At 56.4% G+C, this 20,800-nt stretch carries 13 protein-coding genes; 5 read left to right on the forward strand and 8 right to left on the reverse strand.

The window, feature by feature from the left end:
* The first annotated feature begins 45 nt into the window (after nucleotides 1–45).
* Complete coding sequence (gene ldtB / locus IM271_RS05245; protein WP_008501186.1) at nucleotides 46–966, forward strand: L,D-transpeptidase; 921 nt, start codon at nucleotides 46–48, stop codon at nucleotides 964–966.
* Between the two features lie 41 nt (nucleotides 967–1,007).
* On the opposite strand, the gene IM271_RS05250 is transcribed toward ldtB, so the two are convergent.
* From IM271_RS05250 to IM271_RS05275, 6 genes are all read right to left on the reverse strand, one after another.
* Entirely contained in the window at nucleotides 1,008–1,724 is a 717-nt protein-coding gene (locus IM271_RS05250) for a GntR family transcriptional regulator (protein ID WP_193052274.1), read from the reverse strand.
* A gap of 15 nt (nucleotides 1,725–1,739) precedes the next feature.
* Nucleotides 1,740–3,062 (reverse strand): PTS sugar transporter subunit IIC, encoded by a 1,323-nt coding sequence (locus tag IM271_RS05255; protein WP_048999183.1) that lies wholly within the window; start codon nucleotides 3,060–3,062, stop codon nucleotides 1,740–1,742.
* A 51-nt stretch (nucleotides 3,063–3,113) separates the two neighbouring features.
* Nucleotides 3,114–4,490 carry a glycoside hydrolase family 1 protein gene (locus IM271_RS05260; RefSeq protein WP_193052275.1) on the reverse strand — a complete coding sequence of 459 codons (1,377 nt, stop codon included), beginning with the start codon at nucleotides 4,488–4,490 and terminating at the stop codon, nucleotides 3,114–3,116.
* A gap of 184 nt (nucleotides 4,491–4,674) precedes the next feature.
* Entirely contained in the window at nucleotides 4,675–6,045 is a 1,371-nt protein-coding gene (locus tag IM271_RS05265) for an efflux transporter outer membrane subunit (RefSeq protein WP_193052276.1), read from the reverse strand.
* Between the two features lie 3 nt (nucleotides 6,046–6,048).
* Nucleotides 6,049–7,989: a MacB family efflux pump subunit gene (locus IM271_RS05270; RefSeq protein ID WP_023296167.1), complete on the reverse strand. Its 1,941-nt coding sequence runs from the start codon at nucleotides 7,987–7,989 to the stop codon at nucleotides 6,049–6,051.
* A complete protein-coding gene (locus tag IM271_RS05275; protein WP_023303343.1) occupies nucleotides 7,986–9,173 on the reverse strand; it encodes an efflux RND transporter periplasmic adaptor subunit in 1,188 nt (395 codons plus the stop codon). The genes IM271_RS05270 and IM271_RS05275 overlap by 4 nt, the downstream gene beginning before the upstream one ends.
* Nucleotides 9,174–9,843: 670 nt before the next feature.
* On the opposite strand from IM271_RS05275, the gene iroB reads away from it, so the two are divergent.
* The 4 genes from iroB to IM271_RS05295 all read left to right on the forward strand — a co-directional run bounded on the left by iroB (nucleotide 9,844) and on the right by IM271_RS05295 (nucleotide 17,131).
* Entirely contained in the window at nucleotides 9,844–10,959 is a 1,116-nt protein-coding gene (iroB, locus tag IM271_RS05280; RefSeq protein WP_017384908.1) for a salmochelin biosynthesis C-glycosyltransferase IroB, read from the forward strand.
* A gap of 141 nt (nucleotides 10,960–11,100) precedes the next feature.
* Nucleotides 11,101–14,760 (forward strand): salmochelin/enterobactin export ABC transporter IroC, encoded by a 3,660-nt coding sequence (iroC, locus tag IM271_RS05285; RefSeq protein WP_193052277.1) that lies wholly within the window; start codon nucleotides 11,101–11,103, stop codon nucleotides 14,758–14,760.
* Between the two features lie 101 nt (nucleotides 14,761–14,861).
* Nucleotides 14,862–16,091: an esterase family protein gene (locus tag IM271_RS05290; RefSeq protein ID WP_032102662.1), complete on the forward strand. Its 1,230-nt coding sequence runs from the start codon at nucleotides 14,862–14,864 to the stop codon at nucleotides 16,089–16,091.
* A gap of 83 nt (nucleotides 16,092–16,174) precedes the next feature.
* The gene (locus IM271_RS05295) at nucleotides 16,175–17,131 is read left to right on the forward strand and encodes an alpha/beta hydrolase (protein ID WP_028012457.1); all 957 of its coding nucleotides are present in this window, start codon (nucleotides 16,175–16,177) and stop codon (nucleotides 17,129–17,131) included.
* Between the two features lie 44 nt (nucleotides 17,132–17,175).
* On the opposite strand, the gene iroN is transcribed toward IM271_RS05295, so the two are convergent.
* Together iroN and IM271_RS05305 are read right to left on the reverse strand one after the other, a co-directional pair.
* The gene (iroN, locus tag IM271_RS05300; RefSeq protein ID WP_193052278.1) at nucleotides 17,176–19,350 is read right to left on the reverse strand and encodes a siderophore salmochelin receptor IroN; all 2,175 of its coding nucleotides are present in this window, start codon (nucleotides 19,348–19,350) and stop codon (nucleotides 17,176–17,178) included.
* Nucleotides 19,351–19,696: 346 nt separating this feature from the next.
* Nucleotides 19,697–20,737, reverse strand: coding sequence for an aldo/keto reductase (locus IM271_RS05305; RefSeq protein WP_193052279.1), 1,041 nt, complete (start codon nucleotides 20,735–20,737; stop codon nucleotides 19,697–19,699).
* Nucleotides 20,738–20,800 lie beyond the last annotated feature (63 nt).

The following is a 20,800-nucleotide window of genomic DNA, read 5'->3' on the forward strand; positions in this document are numbered from 1 at the left end:
GACTTATCAACTCATCGCCTGAATGGCTTAGATACCTCGCACAACATGAACATGAAATTAACAACGCTTTTTGCGGCGGCGTTAGCCGTAGTAGGTTTTTGTAAGACCGCGTCTGCGGTGACGTATCCCCTGCCGACAGACGGAAGCCGTCTGGTGGGTCAAAACCAGGTGGTGACGGTGCCTGAGGGTAACTCTCAGCCGCTGGAGTATTTCGCCGCGCAGTACCAGCTGGGCCTGTCCAACATGCTGGAAGCGAACCCGGGCGTTGACCCGTATCTGCCAAAAGCAGGTACCGTGCTGAATATTCCTCAGCAGCTGATCCTGCCGGATACCGTTCATGAAGGCATCGTGATTAACAGCGCCGAAATGCGCCTGTATTACTACCCGAAAGGCACTAACACCGTTATCGTGCTGCCAATCGGTATCGGCCAGTTGGGTAAAGACACCCCGCTGAACTGGACCACCAAAGTAGAGCGTAAGAAAGCGGGCCCAACCTGGACCCCTACCGCCAAAATGCACGCGGAATACATCGCTGCGGGCGAGCCGCTGCCCGCCGTTGTGCCAGCCGGCCCGGATAACCCGATGGGCCTGTACGCGCTGTACATTGGTCGTCTGTACGCCATCCACGGCACCAACGCCAACTTCGGTATCGGCCTGCGCGTGAGCCACGGCTGCGTGCGCCTGCGTAACGACGACATCAAGTTCCTGTTCGAAAACGTGCCGGTCGGTACGCGCGTGCAGTTCATCAACGAACCGGTGAAAGCGACGTCTGAGCCAGACGGCAGCCGCTACATCGAAGTGCACAACCCGCTCTCCACCAGCGAAGACCAGATCAACAACAACGAGATCGTGCCGATTACGCTGAACAGCGCGGTGCAGTCAGTGACCTCTCAGCCAGACGTGGAAACCACCATCGTCGACCAGGCGATTCAGAACCGTTCCGGTATGCCGGTGCGTCTGAACTAATTACGCGCATCAAAAAAGCGGGCCTCGAGGCCCGCTTTTTTTTATCCGTTATTCACTATCACAATCCCGCCGTGGTCGTAGCGATAGTGGCAGTGGGCATACTCCAGCGGCGTGCCATCTTCCAGATAAATGACCTGCTCCACCTCCAGCACCGGATCGGTTTCCTCACAGACCAGATGCTCTCTGTCCAGCGCGCTGGGCTTTAGCGCCCGCACGACCCGGTATGACCCCATAATTTTCAGCCCCAGGGTTTCCTGAACGTACTGAAACACTGACCCTTCAAGGTGGTTTTTCGTCAGGCCCGGCACCAGATTCATCGGCATCACCGTGGAATCCAGCGACATCGGTTCGCCGTTCAGTAGACGCAGGCGAATGAAGTCGTAGATCGGCGCATCGGCGTTAATCATCAGCGACGCCTGCTCTTTTTCGTTCGGGAAGCGCAGTTCGAAATGCACCACCTGGCTCGTCACCGTACCCAGATGCGCCCAGGTTTTGGTCGCGCCAAAGTAGTCGCTGCCGGAGAGATCCCACTGCGAGAGCTGGAGGAAGTTTTTGCGGATGAACGTCCCCTGCCCCTGACGGGTGTAGACCAGCCCTTCGACGATCAGCTGGCGCATCGCCTGCTGAATAGTCATCCGGCTGGTACTGAACTCCGCCGCCAGTGCAAACTGATCCGGCAGGGGTTCGTTGGCGGCGTACTGCTGGCTGATAATGCGTTTCTTAATTTCCCGCGCTATGGTGATGTACTTCGCCACCATCGTCCTTCCTTTCTGTTAGTTTTCTATCCCGCTGTTTTTCAAGGCCACTCGCTCGGCAATTTTGAGGAAAGGCAGGTAGAAGAATACACCAAATACGATGATTGCCAACTGGACCACCACGGCGCGCCAGTCCCCCGCCGTCGCCAGCCAGGCGCTGAGGATCGGCGGCGTGGTCCAGGGGATCATCACCACGCAGCGGGACATTAACCCCAGCGTGGTGCAGAGCCAGGCGAAGTAAATGCCGATGGCGGGCAGCAGCACAAACGGGATCATCAGCGGCAGGTTAAAGACGATCGGCAGGCCGAAAATCACCGGCTCGTTGATGTTGAACAGGCCCGGTGCCAGCGACAGACGCGCCACCTGCTTCGCCGATTGTTGCCGCGAGAAGATAAAGATGGCGATCAGCAGCGAGATCGTGCTGCCCGTACCGCCCACCATGCCAAACGTCGGCACAAAGATGTTGTTGATGATGTGCGGGATGGGCTGTCCGTTGGCGAAGGCCAGCATGTTCTCGTTGGTGTTAATCAGTAGAAACGGCTCCAGCACCACGCTGTTGACCACCGACTGATGAATGCCGAGCGTGAACAGGAAGTTGCCGAAGCTGTAGATGAAAATCGTCCCCGGCAGGCTGGTGTTGATCAGCCGCAGCGGCTGCTGGATAAAGGTCGTGATGAGATGGATCAGATCCGTATGCAGCACGTTTGCCAGCAGCGCCGCCAGCACGGCGAACACCGACAAGGTAAGAATGGTTGGGATCAGCGCGGTAAAGGATTTGCTCACCGCCGGGGGCACGTTTTCCCCCAGCGAAATGTGCAGCGCCTTCAGCCGCGAAATGGCGATGAACAGCTCGGTGGAAAGCAGGCCAATCAGCACCCCGGCGAAAATCCCGGTGGAGCCGATATTGGCGAACGTCAGCACCTGCGTCACGCTGACCGCAGCGTCGCTGCCAACGGGCGTAACCTGTAAGCGCATCGGCATCATGATGATAAAGCTGCTGACGGCGATAACCACTGCCGAGACCGGATTGTCGAAATCTTTGTTGCGCGCCAGCGACCAGGCAATCATCGGCGCCAGCAGCAGCGCGGCGATGTTCAGCGTGCCGTTAATAATCGCCTCGCCCCAGACCTTAAACTGTGTGAGCGTGTCGCCCTCAAAAATCCACGGGAACACCACGTTGTTCACCAGCACCGCCAGACCGGCGAGGATGAAAATCGGCATCACCGTGGCGAAGGCGTCGCGCAGGGAGCGCAGGTGCACCTGGTTTGCCAGGCGCGCCGAGAACTCAACAAATTTGTCGACAAAAGACTGCATGTGCGGTGTTATTTTTGTTTCAGACATAGCGGAGTGTTCCCATCAATCAGTCACAAAAACGGCCCGGCAGCGTACGGCTTACATCTCGCGTCCGTTGGTATGGATAACCTGTTTTAACCACGCGTAGCTCTTCTTCGGCACGCGCTTAAGGTCTTTCAGGTCGTGATTCTCGCGGTTGACATAGACCACGCCGTAGCGCTTACGCATGTCCCCCTGCGAGCTGAGAATGTCAATTAACCCCCAGCCGAGATAGCCAATGACCTCTGCGCCATCCTCGAACATGGCTTCCTTCATGGCCTCGATATGCGCCCGGTGGTAGTCGATGCGGTAGGTATCCTCAATCGGGTTAACCCCGTCCCAGGACTCAATCACCCCAATACCGTTTTCAATCGGGAAGACCGGCATGCGCCAGTCGTTGGCATAGCGAGTGATGATGGTGCGAAAACCGAGCGGGTCGATCTGCCAGTTCCACTCGGTGGCTTTCAGGTAGGGGTTATTTTTCTCACCGTGCAGCAGGTAATAGTTGACCGGCGTGCCTTCCGGGATCGCATCGCTGTCCAGCGTTTTGCTGGCGTAGTAGCTGAAGGCCATAAAGTCGTTTTTCGTGCGGGCAAACAGAGCGAGATCGTCGGCGCGATAGATATCACCGAAGCCCTCCTGCTCTACCACCGCCATCACCGCCGGGCTGTAGCCCTGGCCTGCAAAGACGCGCAGCAGGTTCTGGTTGAGGAATTCGTCATACTGCTGGGCGCAGAAGATATCGCGCGGCTTGCAGGTGGCCGGATAGATCAGCTGGTGCGCCAGCATGCCGCCCATTAGCTGGCCCGGTTTTGTCTGGTGCAGATACTCGGTCAGCGACATGTGCGCCACCATCGCATGGTGCTGAAGCTCATACAGCTCGCGCAGGGTTTTCTCGCCTTTCATATAGCCGGAAATGCGGAACGCTTCCGGCATATGGAAGATGTTCTGCTCGTTAAAGGTCAGCCAGTACTTTACCCGGTCGCCGAAGCAGTCGATCATCTTTTTGCCATAGCGGATAAAAGCCTCCACCACGCGGCGATCGTTGAAGCCGTTGTACTCCTGCGCCAGCGCCAGCGGCATGTCGAAGTGGTAGAGGCAGACCATCGGCTCGATGCCGCGGGCGATGAGATCGTCAATAAAGCGGTCGTAAAAGGCGATGCCCTCGTCGTTGAACGCGCCGTCGCCCTGCGGGCAGACGCGGCTCCAGGAGATCTGGAAGCGGTAGCAGTTCATGCCCAGATCCTGCATCAGGTCGAAATCTTCCCGGTAGCGATGGTAGGAGTCGGTTGCCACCTTCCAGTCGGAGACGTTTTCTCCGGCTTCACGAATGTCGTACACCGACATCCCCTTCCCACCCTCGTTCCAGGCCCCTTCCGTCTGCATGCTGGACACCGAGTTGCCCCATAAAAAGTTGGCCGGCAGTGATTGATTCATGGTTGCCTCCTATATGACTAGTCATTTAAATGATATGACTAGTCATATAGTCGGAGATGAAATTTCGATCAAAGGGGAGGAACGATTTTTGTGAGATGGGTTTGAATAATGACGAGGGATGTCTTGCGAACTGCGCCCTGGCAGCAAGTCCTATTGCTGCCAGACGTAAATGAGTCTGCGCAATTCAGGGAAAAGATACCGAACCGCCGAACTCCAAATAGATTTTTGCCAGATTATTTAACTGGTTAAAGCGATTTTCATACAGTGCCAGTTCAGCCTGACGGCGTTTCTCCTGAGCATCAAGCCAGAAAGAAATTCGCACCGCGCCCTGGCGATAGCGAACTTCGTTTAGCCTCTCTGATTTTTTCGCCAGTTCCAGGCCTTCACGTAGAAGCGTCTCCTGTTCCAGGAGTTGATGACGCAAAGCAAGCGCATCTTCTATGCTACTCATCGCCTTGTAAAGTTCCTGTTTAAACTCCAGAACCCGTTGCTCGTAGTCGTTGCGGGCAATCTTCACGTCCATGCCCCTTTCTCTCCATTCCAGGAACGGCAGGGTCAGGTTTGCTCCAACAGAGCCTACAGGATTTTCCAGGAAGGCCATAAGGCTGCTGCTGCTGGTGCCAAGCGAGCCGGTCAGACTAAACGCTGGATAAAATGCAGTACGCTGGACATCAACGGTGGCCAATGCTTCCCGTACCCGCCACTCTTTAGCGCTGATATCGGGTCGATGCCGCAGCACGTTGACCGGGATCTTTCCACTGACCTGCGGCAGTGGTTCCATTGGTAACGCTTTCGGTTCGACTATCGCGCTGCCCGGCGCGGTTCCAAGCAAAACGGCTTGCTGATTGAGCGCCTGTAAACGTTCATTCTTCAACGCCGCCAGCTTGTTTTCCTGCGAAAGCACGCCCTGCTGAGCATCCACAACATCCAGAGAGGAGGCACCGCCCGCGGCATAACGCGCGTTAGCCAGGCGCAGCGTCTCTTTTGCATAGTTGATGCTTTGTTGCAGGACAGACAGCTGCTGGTTAATAAAGCCTAAGCGCCAGTAATTATTACTGGCATTTGAAAGCAGCGTCAGGCGTGCAGAACGCAGATCCTCTTCCGAGGCAAAACGTGCCCACGCCTTCGCATCGCGCTGCCGCGCTATTTTGCCCCACAGATCCAGCTCATAGCTGGTATTAATACTGGCAACGCTGCCCCTGCTCCAGTTGGCTGAGCTGTTCAGCTGTTTTTTACCGTCAAGCGCGAGCGAACCTTTTAGTCCCGGATCGTTTGTGATGCCAATCCGCTCTTCTTCCAGGCGGGCGCGATAAACACGCAATACTGCTCCAGCGACATCGTTATTGCGCACCATCACCTGCCGCAGCCAGCCGTCGAGGTCTGGATCGTTAAAGGCCTGCCAGTCGAACGGCATCCTCTCCTCCGCAGCATCCGCCTGATACCAGTTGGCAGGGTATTTCACCTCAGGAGGCTGATAGTCGCTTTTCAGAGAGTCGGCGCAGCCAGCACTAAGCAGGACAGCAAAGCATACCGTTAAAGGGGATAATATTTTCATGGGTTACTCGCTGGCCAGTGAAACGACCGGATCCATCCTTGCTGCCTTGCGGGCAGGGAGATAACCAAAGATCATGCCGATTAAAGTTGAGCAGAAGAATGCGGCAGCAGCGGCCTGCCACGAATAAATGGCGGTGAAAATGCCCCCTGCCAGCGCGGTGAACAGCGCTCCGGCGGCATACGACAGTGCAATACCTAACACTCCGCCTATTAGACATACCAGCACAGCCTCAATCATAAACTGCTGCATGATATCGCCCTGACGCGCACCGACCGCCATTCGTACGCCAATCTCATGGGTCCGTTCCGTGACCGACACCAGCATGATATTCATCACCCCAATGCTGCCGATCATCAGCGAGATACAGGCCACCATCAGAATCAGGATGCTAAAGGTCATTGAGGTCCGTTCGATTGATTGTCGAATCTGCTCGAAATTATAAAGCTGGAAGTCTTTCACGCCGTGGCGTTGAGTGAGAAGCTGAGAAATAGCGCTGACCGCTGCCTCGTTGGCAACATCATCCTTAAGCCTTACGCTGATGCTGGTCAACACCGGTTTTCCTGTCATTCGATACATCACCGTGCTGTAAGGCATCCAGACGTTAATGCGATTAGGCGCATAGCTTCGGCTGTTCCCTTTGGCGATGCCGACAACCCGTGCAGGCACGGAACCCAGAAAAACGATTTGCCCAAGTGCCTTGAGTCCCGCATCGTCAAATAACGCCTTGCGGGCGTTTTCATCAATGATGACTTCCTGCGAGGCATTTCGATCGTCCTGGAAAGTTGATCCCTGCAACAGTTCAATACCGTTTACGCGAAAATGATCGCGCCCAACGCCATTGATCGTGGCGGTAGCGGATTTACCCAGAAAGCGAATGTTGTCGGAAGCGTTAACTTCGGGGCTGACGCTGTCAACAAACCCCTGCTTTGCTAATGCTTCGGCGTCTGCCGGGACCAGTGTACGAATGGCTTCAGTGCTGTCGTCAAAGAAATCCCTTCCCGGGTAGATGCTCACCACGTTGGTTCCAAGCTCCTTGATATTATCAAGGGTTCGCTGTTTCGCGCCTTCTCCCAGTGCCACCACCGTAACAACCGCGGCGATACCAAAAATAATGCCCGTCATGGTTAACGTCGTGCGCAGGCGATGCGCATTCATCGCTTTTAACGCCATGTGCAGGGATTCACGGGTACGGTCAACAATACTTTGCCACCAGCTTTGCTGAACGCTGTCAGGTCGTTTAAGGGCAACCCCGGAGGTAACACGACTGCCGGTATCAGAAATAATTTCACCGTCACGCAGCTCAATAATACGGTTAGCATGCTGCGCTACCTTCATATCATGTGTCACCATAACCACGGTATGGCCACGCTGATTCAGTTCACTGAGTATTGACAGTACCTCCTGACCGGACTGCGTATCCAGCGCGCCGGTGGGTTCATCCGCCAGAATGATTTCACCGCCGTTAATCAGCGAGCGGGCAATACTCACACGCTGCTGCTGGCCGCCTGAAAGCTCTCCCGGCTTATGATGTTCACGACCTTCCAGCCCGAGTCTTCCAAGCAATGTCGCCGCGCGCAGACGGCGCTTTTCGCGCTCACTGTTGGCATAAATCGCCGGAATTTCAACGTTACTTAACGCGCTCAGGTCGGGCATTAAATGATAACGCTGGAAGATAAAACCGATGTGCTCACGGCGGATCCTTGCCAGATCGTCAGGTGAAAGCTGGGCGGCATTTTGACCGCTGATAAAGTAATCGCCACAATCAGGGACATCGAGACAGCCCATAATATTCATCAGGGTTGACTTACCGGAACCGGAGGCGCCGATGATCGCGACCATCTCCCCAGCAGCGATAGTCAAATCAATCCCTTTAAGCACGGTGAGATCCTGTCCACCGTTCCTGTAAGTGCGGCTGATGCCCTTGAGTTCTATGATATTACTCAAGATACAAACCCTTCCCCGGGCGCTTTTTCACCCGGCTGCGATAACACAACATGTTCCCCGACTTTTACACCGTCCAGGATCTGGATATCCACACTGTTAGTAATGCCGGTTTTGACCTCACGGGTTTCCAGCCGGTTATCACTGGTCAATATCTGCACCTGCTGTTTGTTGCCACTCACCTTGTGCACAGCCTGAATCGGCACCAGTAACGTATTTTTAGCTTCTCCAGCCAGCAAGGTCACCTGTGCTGTCATGGCAATTCGCAGCCGATTTTCTGGATTAGGGACATCCAGCAGCGCGTTGTAGTACACCGAAGCATTTGACGTGCCTGACCCTGAGGCTGAGCTACTGCTGGCAAGGCTATCATCTTTCATAACCGACTCAGGTGCCAGTTCAACGGTACGTAACGTGGCGTCATAATGCTTATCCGGCTCAGAGAAAATGGTGAATCTGGCTTTCTGTCCCGGTGAAATTCGCGTGATATCCGCCTCAGAGATCTGGGCTTTAATTGTCATCACGTCCAGACGTGCGAGTTTGATAATGGTCGGCGCACTTTGGCTGGAGTTAACCGTTTGGCCCTGTTGGGTGACAACGGCAATAACAATGCCGTCCATGGGAGCAACAACTTTTGTATAACCCAAATCGACCTTTTTCTTGTCGACATCAATTTGCGCCTGGACGAGTTTGGCGTTCAGTGCCGATAGCTCAGCGCGGGTACTGGCCAGCGTGGTTTCAGCCGTTTCGAAATCTTCTCTCGAGCTGGCATCCTCATTTAACATCTGGCGCTGGCGCTTAAAACGCAATGAGGCTTGCTTCAACTGCGCCTGCTTAGCCTGAAGGTCCGCTTTTACCACGTTGAGAGCAGCTTCTGCGTTGCGTAAATCATTCCGCTGCGGCACGTCATCAATTTCAGCGATGAGCTGCCCTTTAGTGACACGATCGCCTAACTTCACCTTCAGCGACTTAACCTGGCCAGAAACCTGTGCCCCAACGTTGACCCGCTCAATCGCATCAATTCGACCGGTAGCAAGTACGGCGTTTTCAATATCGCCGATGCGTACTGGAGCGGTAACATACTCAGGAACCTCGGGGCTTCTCAGGAAGAAGAACAAGGCGATGCTAAAAATAATTAGCAGCGCCGCAGCACAGGTCATTACGCGTCGGGGAGGGAATTTTGTTAACATTACGCAGGTTTTCCATAACGATAAACAGCAGTGAATCAGGCATCATAGTAACATCGCCAGTATTTACGGGAGGTAAACCCGCGCAATTTGGTGAAGTAGCGTCATCGTAGACCCCCGCCATCAATTACACAGAATCACCAGGTCCGCCTGTAAACCGCCGCAAGCGTGGGATTTTGTGCCTAAATCCACAGAGTCCCCTTTTGCTGAGCCCCACCTGCGATTTTTCCCATAATCGATTCATTGTGCATTAAGTGCTTAATTATAGTTGCAACTCACATATGATAATAGTAATTATTATCATTAGCATTTGCACTGATGGTTTATCTGGCAAGGTATACAGAGGTTTCAGGAAACAAGCCTCTCCAGGTTTGTTGAACGGTCTCACACTCAACAAATGCATCTGAACACCGCGGCGTGGCAGCACGACGCCGCCTGGGCTGTTCAAAAGGACAACGGCGCGTAAGCGTTAATGGAAGCCGGGACAAGGAATTCCCGATTCACCAGCCTACGTCACGGAATAGTCAGCGACAGGACCGTTCGTAAGGCTGATGAAACTCAAAAAGGACGCAGCGTCTGTCAAAGCAGGCTTAACGAAAATTAACGTCCTGCTGCTGGCATATGACTGCGTCGACTTCCTGATTTAGTTCGTCAAGCGGAGAGGGATTTTCTCATGCGTATTTTGTTTGTAGGCCCGCCTCTCTATGGGCTGCTGTATCCTGTGCTGTCTCTGGCACAGGCGTTTCGCGTTAACGGCCATGAAGTGCTGATCGCCAGCGGAGGAAAATTCGCCCAAAAAGCGGCAGAAGCAGGGCTGGTGGTATTTGACGCCGCACCCGGTTTTGATTCTGAAGCTGACTATCGCCGCCGCGAGGCACAGCGAAAAGAAAGCAACATCGGCACAAAAATGGGCAACTTCTCATTCTTCAGCGAAGAGATGGCCGACCACCTGGTGGAGTTTGCCGGACACTGGCGGCCCGATCTCATCATCTACCCGCCGCTCGGGGTCATCGGGCCTCTGATTGCCGCCAAATACGATATACCGGTCGTAATGCAAACCGTCGGCTTCGGCCATACGCCCTGGCATATCAAAGGCGTAACGCGTTCGCTCGCGGACGCCTATCATCGCCACGGCGTTGGGGCCGCACCGCGCGATATGGCCTGGATCGACGTAACACCACCGAGCATGAGCATTCTTGAAAACGACGGAGAACCCATTATTCCCATGCAGTACGTCCCGTACAACGGCGGCGCGGTGTGGGAACCGTGGTGGGAGAGGACGCCCGACCGTAAACGTCTGCTGGTGAGTCTCGGTACCGTCAAACCGATGGTCGACGGCCTTGACCTGATCGCCTGGGTGATGGATTCCGCCAGTGAAGTCGATGCCGAGATCATCCTGCATCTTTCGGCCAATGCGCGGTCGGATCTGCGCTCACTGCCCTCAAATGTTCGCCTGGTCGACTGGATACCCATGGGAGCCTTCCTGAACGGCGCAGATGGCTTCATTCATCATGGTGGCGCGGGCAATACCCTGACGGCGCTGCACGCCGGTATTCCACAGATCGTCTTCGGCCAGGGTGCCGATCGCCCGGTAAATGCCCGCGCTGTTGTCGAACGCGGCTGCGGGATCATCCCCGGCGACGACGGCCTGTCGAGCAGCATGATCAATGCTTTCCTCGACAATCGCGCGCTTCGCGACGCCTCTGAAGAGGTAGCGGCGGAAATGGCAGCGCAACCCTGTCCGAGCGAGGTGGCGAAAAGCCTGATCGCGAGGGTACAGAAAGGGTAGCCACTACGCCGTCATGACGATCATACGCCAGCACACATCCAGGAGATACGCCCGTAACAATACGGGACCGGATCGGGCTGGCGCTTTTTTTTGCACAGCGATCCGGCTTGGATCCTATTTTTTACAGACGGAGGAGGCTTAATGCCTGCGACTCACTCTCCCACTCCTGCGCGGTCCTGGATAGTTCGCCTGGCACGCGTGTGCTGGGAACGTAAGAAACTTAGCATCATCGTAGTGGTAGCGTCGGTCTCGACCATTCTGCTGGCCGCGCTGACGCCGTTGCTGACAAGGCAAGCGGTGAACGACGCGCTGGCGGGCAATCCGACTCGTCTGCCGTGGCTGGCCTGCGGGCTATTGCTGATTGCCTTTTTTGATTTCATCGGTAACTACGTGCGCCGCGGTTATGCCGGGGAGCTCTCGCTCTGGGTGCAGCACACCCTGCGAGGACGGGCATTCGACAGTATTCAAAAACTTGACGGCGCAGGCCAGGACGCACTGCGCACCGGGCAGGTGATTTCACGGACCAACAGCGATCTGCAGCAGGTGCATACCCTGCTACAGATGTGCCCGGTGCCGCTGGCGGTGTTCACTTATTACATTGCCGGCATTGCCGTGATGCTGTGGATGTCACCCGCCATGACGCTCATCGTCGTGTGCGTACTGGCATGCCTGGCTATCACTGCGCTGCGCGCGCGTCGCCGGGTCTTCGCGCAAACTGGGCTGGCCTCGGACCGACTGGCAAATCTCACCGAACATATGCGCGAGGTGCTGGCGCAGATCTCAGTGGTAAAATCCTGCGTGGCGGAGCTGCGTGAAACGCGCTGGCTGGATCGCCAGTCGCGGCAGATGGTGCGGGTACGCATCGGCGCGGCCATCTCGCAGGCGATGCCAGGTGCCACCATGCTGGCGCTACCGGTGCTCGGGCAAATCGTCCTGCTGTGCTACGGCGGCTGGTCGGTTATGCACGGTCGCATCGATCTCGGCACCTTCGTGGCGTTTGCCAGCTTCCTCGCGATGCTGACCGGGCCAACCCGTGTACTGGCATCGTTTCTGGTTATCGCCCAGCGCACCCAGGCGTCCGTGGAGCGCGTGTTTGCTCTGATCGACACCCGTTCGCAGATGGAAGACGGGACGGAGGCGGTTAACGGTCAGGTTATCGGGCTGCAACTGGAGAATATGAGCTTCGAGTACCGTGGCGGCAGACGCATCCTCAGCGATGTCTCCTTTTCCCTGCACGCCGGTGAAACGGTGGCGGTAGTGGGCGCATCGGGTTCCGGGAAATCCACGCTGCTGATGCTGCTGGCGCGTTTTTACGATCCCAGCGCCGGAGAGATATGGCTCAACACCAGCGCAGGCCGACAGAACCTCCGCGATCTCAGGCTGGAGGCGCTTCGTCGTCGGGTAGGCGTTGTGTTTGAGGATGCTTTTCTGTTTGCCGGTTCGGTGGCGGAAAATATCGCCTACGGGCACCCTCAGGCAACGGCGGACGACATTCGCCTCGCGGCGAGGGCAGCAGGAGCCAGCGATTTTATCAACGCCCTGCCGAAAGGTTTCGATACCCAATTAACCGAACGCGGTACGAATCTTTCCGGCGGACAGAGGCAGCGAATCGCGCTGGCACGGGCGCTCATTACCGCGCCGGAAGTGTTGATCCTCGATGACACCACCTCGGCGGTCGATGCCGGTACTGAAGCGGAGATCAACACCGCGCTGAGTCGCTATGCTGACGAAAAGCATATGCTGCTGGTGATTGCCCGACGCCGTTCGACGCTTCAGTTAGCCAGCCGGATTGTGGTGCTGGATAAGGGCCGGGTGGTGGACACCGGAACCCAGGCAGAACTTGAAGCGCGCTGTCCGGCGTTCCGCACGCTGATGACCGGCGACGGCGATTTCCTCACGCCTCCCCACAGTGGGCCTAACGGATTGTGGCCGACCGTACCAGCGGCACAAGACGATGCGGCGCAGACGGGGGATAAAGGCTTTGTCGCCCGTATGACGCGCGTGCCGGAAAATGCAGTACAGCAGGCGCTGGCCGGTAAAGGCCGCAAAGTCACGTCGCTGCTGAAGCCCGTGGCGTGGATGTTCGTCATCGCCGCCCTGCTGATCGCCCTCGATTCGGCGGCAGGCGTCGGGGTACTTATACTGCTGCAGCGCGGCATTGACTCCGGCGTTGCCACAGGCGATATCTCGACTATCGGCCTCTGTGCCCTATTCGCCCTGTGCCTGGTGGCCGTGAGCTGGTGCTGTTATTCACTACAGACAGTCTTCGCCGCCAGAGCGGCAGAGTCAGTCCAGCATACGGTGCGCTTGCGCAGCTTCGGCCATATGCTGCGTCTTGGTCTCCCCTGGCATGAAAAGCATGTCGATTCGCGTCTGACCCGCATGACCGTAGATGTGGACTCTCTCGCCCGCTTTCTGCAAAACGGCCTTGCCGGTGCAGCCACCAGCCTGGTGACAATGTTCGCCATCGCCGCCGCCATGTTCTGGCTCGACCCGCTCCTGGCGCTGACGGCATTAAGCGCGGTGCCAGTGGTCGCACTGGCAACCTGGATTTATCGCCGCCTCAGCTCCCCTGCTTATGCGCAGGCGCGGCTGGAAATAGGCAAAGTCAACAGCACCCTGCAGGAGAAAGTCTCCGGCTTGCGCGTTGTGCAATCGCATGGCCAGCAGGAACAGGAAGCCGCCCGGCTGCGCGCGTTATCGGATCGGTTCCGTGCGACCCGCGTACGTGCGCAAAAATACCTTGCCGTCTATTTCCCGTTCCTGACCTTCTGCACCGAGGCCTCCTATGCCGCCGTTCTTCTGGTGGGTGCATCGCGGGTCGCCGAAGGCGAAATGACCGCCGGGGTGCTGGCGGCTTTCTTCCTGCTGCTGGGGCAATTCTATGGGCCAGTGCAGCAGTTATCAGGAATTGTCGACGCCTGGCAGCAGGCGACGGCCAGCGGCAAACATATCAATGAACTGCTGGCGACCGAAGGCACAGAGAACATCGAGCCCTCTTCCGCACCGCCCGCCACCGGCGCGCTGCATCTTGATGAGGTCACGTTCAGTTATCCCGACAGCCCTGAACCCGCGCTGAACAAACTTACCCTGACAATCCCTGAGGGAAGGGTCGTCGCGGTCGTTGGTCGCAGCGGTGCGGGTAAGTCAACGCTGATTAAGCTGATCGCCGGATTGTATTCCCCCACCCACGGCAGGATCAGCATTGGCGATCGGATAATTGATGATGCCTCGCTTTCCGATTACCGTCGCCAGATTGGGCTAGTCGATCAGGATGTGGCGTTGTTTAGTGGTGATATCGCGGAAAACATTCGTTATTCACGGCCATCCAGTACCAATGACGACGTTGAGATTGCCTCTCAACAGGCAGGGCTGTATGAGACGGTGCGCAATCTGCCGCAGGGATTCCGGACACCGGTGAATAACGGCGGTGCCGATCTGTCCGCAGGTCAGCGCCAGCTGATTGCGCTGGCCCGCGCACAACTGGCGAATGCTCACATCCTGCTGCTCGATGAAGCCACGTCACGCCTGGATCGCACATCCGAAGAGCGATTGATGTCATCGTTAACAGACGTCGCGCACACCGGGAAGCACCTGGCGCTGATTGTGGCGCACCGTCTGACCACCGCGCAGCGCTGCGATCTGATTGCCGTTATCGATAAGGGGCAGCTTGCGGAATACGGCACCCACGAACAGCTGTTAGCGGCCGGCGGCCTCTACACCCGCTTGTGGCATGACAGCGTCGGCAGCTCTGTTCCCCATCGCCAGCACGACATCACGGGGGAAATCGTGGAAGAGTAATTGCGCACGTAAGACATTACAAAACACGCGCTAAAGCGGCTGTTCCCGGAATAGCCGCTTTAGCTATTTATACTGACACCCTTCATATTCAAAGAGAGTGAATGCTGAACATGCAACAACATCCCTCTGCTATCGCCAGGCTGCGCAGCCAGCTGGCAGCAGGCCACATTGCTAACCTTTCTGACTTCTGGCGAGACGCTGAGTCGCTAAATGTACCGCTGGTGACGCCAGTCGACGGAGCGAAAGACGAGCGTGATGTGACATTTCTATGGCGCGCCAGGCACCCTCTACAGGGCGTTTATCTGCGTCTGAATCGGGTGACGGATAAAGAGCACGTGGCGAAAGGGATGATGACCGCCCTTCCCGCGACGGATATCTGGACTCTGACACTGCGTTTACCCGCAAGCTACTGCGGCTCCTATTCGCTGGTGGAAATCCCCCCCGGCACCCCGGCCGAGACGATTGCACAGTCCGGAGGCCGCTTTGCTACCCTCGTCGGGCACGCCGATCCGCTAAACAAAACGCCGGGGATCAACGTTCGGGGAAGCACACAGGAGTCGGTGCTGGCGCTTGATAAAGCCCCCGCCCAGTCCGAATGGCGCGGCGGGTCACCCAGCGGGCAATTGCTTACCTCGGCGCGCACTCTCGCCGGGGAATCGCGCCGGGTTCGGCTCTATCTGCCGGACGTTGATGTTTCGCAGCCCCTCGGCCTGGTGGTACTGCCCGATGGTGAAACCTGGTTCGATCACCTTGGCGTATGCGCGGCAATTGACGCCGCCATAAACAACGGACGCATCGTGCCTGTGGCTGTACTTGGCATCGACAATATCGATGAACACGAGCGAACTGCGATACTCGGCGGGCGCAGCGAGCTGATAAAGGATATCGCCGGCCAGTTGTTGCCGACGATCCGCGCCGAACACCCACAGCGGCGGTGGGCAGACCGTTCGCGCACCGTGCTGGCCGGACAGAGCCTCGGCGGGGTCAGCGCGCTCATGGCCGCTCGTTACGCACCGGAAACGTTCGGGCTGGCGCTCAGCCACTCCCCTTCGATGTGGTGGACGCCAGAGGGTGCCAGCCGGCCAAACGTGTTCAGCGAAACCGATTCGTCATGGGTGAGCGAACATCTGCTTTCTGCCCCGCCGCAGGGCGTGCGCATCCGCCTGTGCGTGGGATCGCTGGAAGGTTCGACGGTACCCCACGTTCAGCGGCTGCATCAGCAGTTGCTTACCGCTGGCGTCGACAGCCATTGCGCAATGTATACCGGGGGTCACGATTACGCATGGTGGCGCGGCGCACTGATTGACGGGCTTGGTTTACTCCAGGGTTGACTTGACCCGCGAACACTTTCAGGCAACTGTACAGGCTTCCTGAATAAAGAAAATGTCACCTGCGGAAAAGGAATAAACATCAGATGTATGCCCGCAAGTATCGCCCAACACGCTCACGCAAGGCGCTTGTCACTCTTCTTTCTGGTCTCACCCTTATCTGGAATGCGCACGCTTTCGCAAAGCCGGATATGCAGCCACTGGGGCCGAATATCGCCGATAAAGGCTCTGCGTTTTACCATTTCAGCGTCAACTCGTTCGACTCCGCCGATGGCAGCCGCCATTATCGGGTATGGACGGCCGTGCCAAATAAAGCCGCACCGGCGTCGGGCTACCCGATTTTATATATGCTCGACGGCAACGCAGTTATGGACCGCCTGAACGACGACCTGCTCAAACAGCTGGCAGAAAAATCACCGCCGGTGATTGTGGCTGTCGGGTATCAGACCAACCTCCCCTTCGATCTCAACGGCAGGGCCTACGACTATACGCCAGCAGAAGAAAGCGGCAAAACGGATACCCGCAACGGGCGTTTTAACCGTAAGAGTGGGGGTAGCAACGACTTCCGCCAGTTACTGGAAACGCGTATAGCGCCAAAGGTGGAACAGGGATTGAATATCGATCGGCAGCGTCGCGGCCTGTGGGGGCACTCCTACGGCGGCCTGTTCGTGCTGGATGCATGGCTGTCTTCCCCTTATTTCCGGACGTATTACAGCGCCAGCCCGTCGTTGGGCAGAGGCCATGATGCGCTACTGAGCCGCATCACGGCGGTTGAGCCGTCGCAACACTGCGCCAGGCGCCTGATGATAATGGAAGGTTCGGCGACACCGGGCGATAACCGGGAAACGCATGCTGCCGGAGTGCTGACGAAAATTCATGCCACCCTCGCCACGCTGGAAGATAAAGGCGTCAATGCCGCCTTTTGGGATTTCCCAAACCAGGGACACGGGCCGATGTTCAACGCCTCCTTCCGCGGAGCGCTGTTAGATATCAGTGGTGAAAACGCAGGTAACACAGCAGGCTGTCATTCATTAAGCCGCTAAACACTGCCCGCCTTGATGCGGGCAGTATACCTGTAACACTACGATCAAAATGACGCGGTAACACCGGCATAATAAGCCCGGCCAGGCTCGTTATAGGTATTCGCCCCTTCGGAAGATCGGTAGATCTGTTTATCTAAGATATTGCTGACACCAATGTTAAGACGCAGATTTTTATTAATATCGTAATTGAAGTTCGTCCCCACCAGCGAATAAGCGCCCAGCTCTTTACCTGACAGACCGCCAGTATCTTCACTACGAGTTTCCGAATGAGTACGCGGTTTTTGTCTGCCGTATAACGTCCAGTTGACGCTGGCAGAGAACGCCTGGGTGATGGTCCAGTCAAGCGAGTTATTAATGGTGTATTTCGGGATGATCGACAGCGGGTTACCGGTGTCTTTTTGCTCCGAGGTGATCATCCAGGTGGCATTGGTATTCCAGTTCAGACGATCTTTCACCAGCGGGAACGCCATGCTGGCTTCGATACCGTCCACCAGTGCTTTCCCGCCGTTCTGCCACTGGAGAATATATGCGCCGGAAGCGGTTTGCCCGATAACATTATCGCCGGCCACGATCTTATTCTGGTAGTCATTGCGGAAGTAGGTCACGCTGGCATGGTAATCTTCCCAGGCGAACTCCAGCCCAATTTCTTTATTGATGCTGATTTCCGGATCGAGATCTTTATTACCGATCAGGTAGCAGCCGCCCGATGTAATATCTTTTGGACAACCGTTGCCTTTCGAGTAGAGCAGATAACCTTCGCTGGATTGGTACAGGTTTGGTGCTTTAAAGGTTCTGGCAATCCCCGCTTTGACTTTGAAGTAATCGCCCAATTCCTGCGAGAGGTTCAGGCTGGGGCTGAAGTTACCGCCGGACTCGTTGAGATAATCAAAGCGCAGGCCGGGAATGATATTCGTGCCGGGAACCGGCTCAATATTATCTTCAATATACAGCGCACTGATTTGGGAATGGTTTTTACTGCTGCGATCCGCAGCCGAGCCAGAAATGCCGCCGATATCACTGTCATCCACGGTCAGGCTGGTAGAGGAAGGATCGTCGAGCTCATCTCGGCTCCACTCCGCACCCACGGTCAGCGTTTGATCGACCAGCGCATCCAGCGGAATATTAAGCTCGCCGCTGGTTCGCCAGGAGCTCAGGCGATTGGTCGTGAACTTTTCATCCGCCGAAATACGCCCTTCACCGCCGCCGGATAATCCTTCATTCATGCGGGTGTTATTGGTTTTCTCGTAATAGACACCAAAACGGCTTTGACCCCAGTCCCAGATACCATTATGTGTAATGCCATAATTCTGCCGGTACAGGCGGTTCGTCTCTTCGCCGGATTTCGCCAGGCTTTCAGTGACGGCACTGGAAGAACTGTTTTGCGTATCGCCTGCATAGATATTCCCCTGGCGGCTATATCCGGCTTCGAAATCGATAATTTGCTGCGGATTTAATTTCCACGAGACAACGCCGTTAATATCTTTGTTGCGCACCCCTTCATGCCCGGCCGCGTTTTTCGTACCGGCCGAGGAGTTAATATCCCAGCTGTCGGCATCGGTTTTATTCAGGTTTCCGTACAGGCGCATGGCCAGCGCATCGCCAGCCAGCGGCCCGCTAAGGCTGAAGTTGGCGCGACGCGTAGCGCCTTCGTCGCTGCTTTCCGGCTGGTTGGTGTATAACGACAGCGAACCGTGCCAGTCGTTGGTAGGGCGTTTGGTAATGATGTTCACCACCCCGCCCGCTGCGCCCGAACCGTAGCGTGCCGCCGCAGGGCCGCGGATCACTTCAATACGCTCAACCTGTTCCGGTGGCACCCAGTTGGTGTCGCCGCGGGTATCACGCTCTCCACGCCAGCTATAACGCACGGCGTTGCGCGACGTCACCGGTATACCATCAATTAAAATTAAGGTGTTCTCCGGCCCCATGCCGCGAATGTCGATCTGGCGGTTATTACCACGTGTACCCGAGGCGCTGTTGCCGGTCAGATTGACACCGGGCATTTTGCGAATAATATCGGAGAGATCGTTGACCGGAGGGTTCTTTTTAATATCTTCGCTGGTAATAATCGACACGCCCGGCTGCTGTTTGAGTACCTGCTCAGCGGTGGCTTCCACCACCAGGGTCTCGTCGTTATCATCGGAGGATTTTGCCAGTGATACCTGACTGTTCAACCCTGCCAGGAGCGCAGTGAGCGGCCAGAAGATCTTGATAATTCTCATACCCATTCCCTAATACATGCCTAACGTAAAAGTGATCGATCGTTAAGCTCACATCCTTGCCAGATATTTTAAACTGCCATTATTTTTATAATAAGAATGATAATTAATATCATTTGGAGAGGATTAAGGCAATCCTTAATACACGGATGCGCGCATTAATGAAACGCACGCATTGGCCCGGAGTGATTCTTCCCGGGTACCGCCCTGTGCGTTCGTAAAGCTGGCATACTGAAACAGCGGAAGAAGAGAACAGCCCATTGGTATTTCGTGTAGTGACATAACGTTAATATGTCATTACAAGGGAACGCAGCCCCGGTAAGCGCAAGCGCCACCGGGGAAAGAAAGGTTATTGTTGCGCTAACTGATTGCGACGGTACTCGCCCTGGCGCTCCAGCATCCAGCCAGGATACTCGCGCGGCAGCGCGCTGACCGCATCCAGCTGTTTCAGCTCATCATCGCTCAGCTGAATGCCGGTTGCGGCAATGTTGTCATCCAACTGATCGACCCGTTTCGCCCCGATGATGACGCTGGTCACCGCTTTCTGGTGCAGCAGCCACGCCAGCGCGATTTGCGCCACGGAAACGCCTTTACTTTCGGCGATGGTACGCATCACGTCCACGCAGTCGAAGGCGCGATCTTTGTCCACCGGCGGGAAGTCGAACGCCAGACGGCGGCTACCGGCTTCGCTCTGCCCGTCGCGACCATATTTTCCGCTCAGCAGGCCGCCCGCCAGCGGGCTCCAGACCATCAGCCCGACGCCTTCGCTCTGCATCATCGGCACCAGCTCGCGCTCAAGATCGCGCCCGGCGATGGTGTAATACGCCTGGAGGGACGCAAAACGCGCCAGCCCGAGTCGCTCGGAAATGCCCAGCGCTTTGGCTATCTGCCACGCCGCCCAGTTCGAGACGCCGATATAGCGCACGTGGCCGTGCTGCACCAGGTTATCCAGCGCATACAGCGTCTCCTCAATCGGCGTGGCCGGATCGAAACCGTGAAGCTGATAGAGATCGATATGATCGAGCTGCAGGCGACGCAGGCTCTCCTTCACGCTGCTGATGATGTGATAGCGCGAGCTGCCGCGCGAGTTCACCCCCGCAGTGCCCGTTTCGCCGAACACCTTGGTGGCAACCACCACATTCTCGCGCGGGACGTTGAGATTTTTCAGCGCCTGCCCGAGGATCGCCTCCGAGCGCCCTTCCGAGTAAACGTCCGCGGTATCGATAAAGTTGATACCCGCGTCCAGCGCGCGGCCCACCAGCTGTTCTGCTTCGCTCTGCTGGAGCTGACCAATCTTGCCCCACATGCCGCCTTCTCCGCCGAAGGTCATGGTGCCGAGGCACAGTTCAGAAATGAACAGACCGGTGTTGCCCAGTTTTTGATAACGCATAAGATAATCCTCGCATGTCGATTGGGTACCCGATAGTTATACCCGCCCCTCAGCCATCGCGAA

The sequence above is a fragment of the Enterobacter cloacae complex sp. I3 genome (assembly GCF_014896175.1).
Taxonomy (GTDB): Bacteria; Pseudomonadota; Gammaproteobacteria; order Enterobacterales; family Enterobacteriaceae; genus Enterobacter; species Enterobacter bugandensis.

What these genes read in the sequence shown, in the direction of transcription:
- IM271_RS05265 (WP_193052276.1), bottom strand. Translation starts at nt 6,045, where the DNA reads ATGAAAATATTATCCCCTTTAACGGTATGCTTTGCTGTCCTGCTTAGT.
- IM271_RS05290 (WP_032102662.1), top strand. Translation starts at nt 14,862, where the DNA reads ATGCTGAACATGCAACAACATCCCTCTGCTATCGCCAGGCTGCGCAGC.
- IM271_RS05255 (WP_048999183.1), bottom strand. Translation starts at nt 3,062, where the DNA reads ATGTCTGAAACAAAAATAACACCGCACATGCAGTCTTTTGTCGACAAA.
- ldtB (WP_008501186.1), top strand. Translation starts at nt 46, where the DNA reads ATGAACATGAAATTAACAACGCTTTTTGCGGCGGCGTTAGCCGTAGTA.
- IM271_RS05275 (WP_023303343.1), bottom strand. Translation starts at nt 9,173, where the DNA reads ATGTTAACAAAATTCCCTCCCCGACGCGTAATGACCTGTGCTGCGGCG.
- iroC (WP_193052277.1), top strand. Translation starts at nt 11,101, where the DNA reads ATGCCTGCGACTCACTCTCCCACTCCTGCGCGGTCCTGGATAGTTCGC.
- iroB (WP_017384908.1), top strand. Translation starts at nt 9,844, where the DNA reads ATGCGTATTTTGTTTGTAGGCCCGCCTCTCTATGGGCTGCTGTATCCT.
- IM271_RS05305 (WP_193052279.1), bottom strand. Translation starts at nt 20,737, where the DNA reads ATGCGTTATCAAAAACTGGGCAACACCGGTCTGTTCATTTCTGAACTG.
- IM271_RS05260 (WP_193052275.1), bottom strand. Translation starts at nt 4,490, where the DNA reads ATGAATCAATCACTGCCGGCCAACTTTTTATGGGGCAACTCGGTGTCC.
- IM271_RS05295 (WP_028012457.1), top strand. Translation starts at nt 16,175, where the DNA reads ATGTATGCCCGCAAGTATCGCCCAACACGCTCACGCAAGGCGCTTGTC.
- IM271_RS05250 (WP_193052274.1), bottom strand. Translation starts at nt 1,724, where the DNA reads ATGGTGGCGAAGTACATCACCATAGCGCGGGAAATTAAGAAACGCATT.
- iroN (WP_193052278.1), bottom strand. Translation starts at nt 19,350, where the DNA reads ATGAGAATTATCAAGATCTTCTGGCCGCTCACTGCGCTCCTGGCAGGG.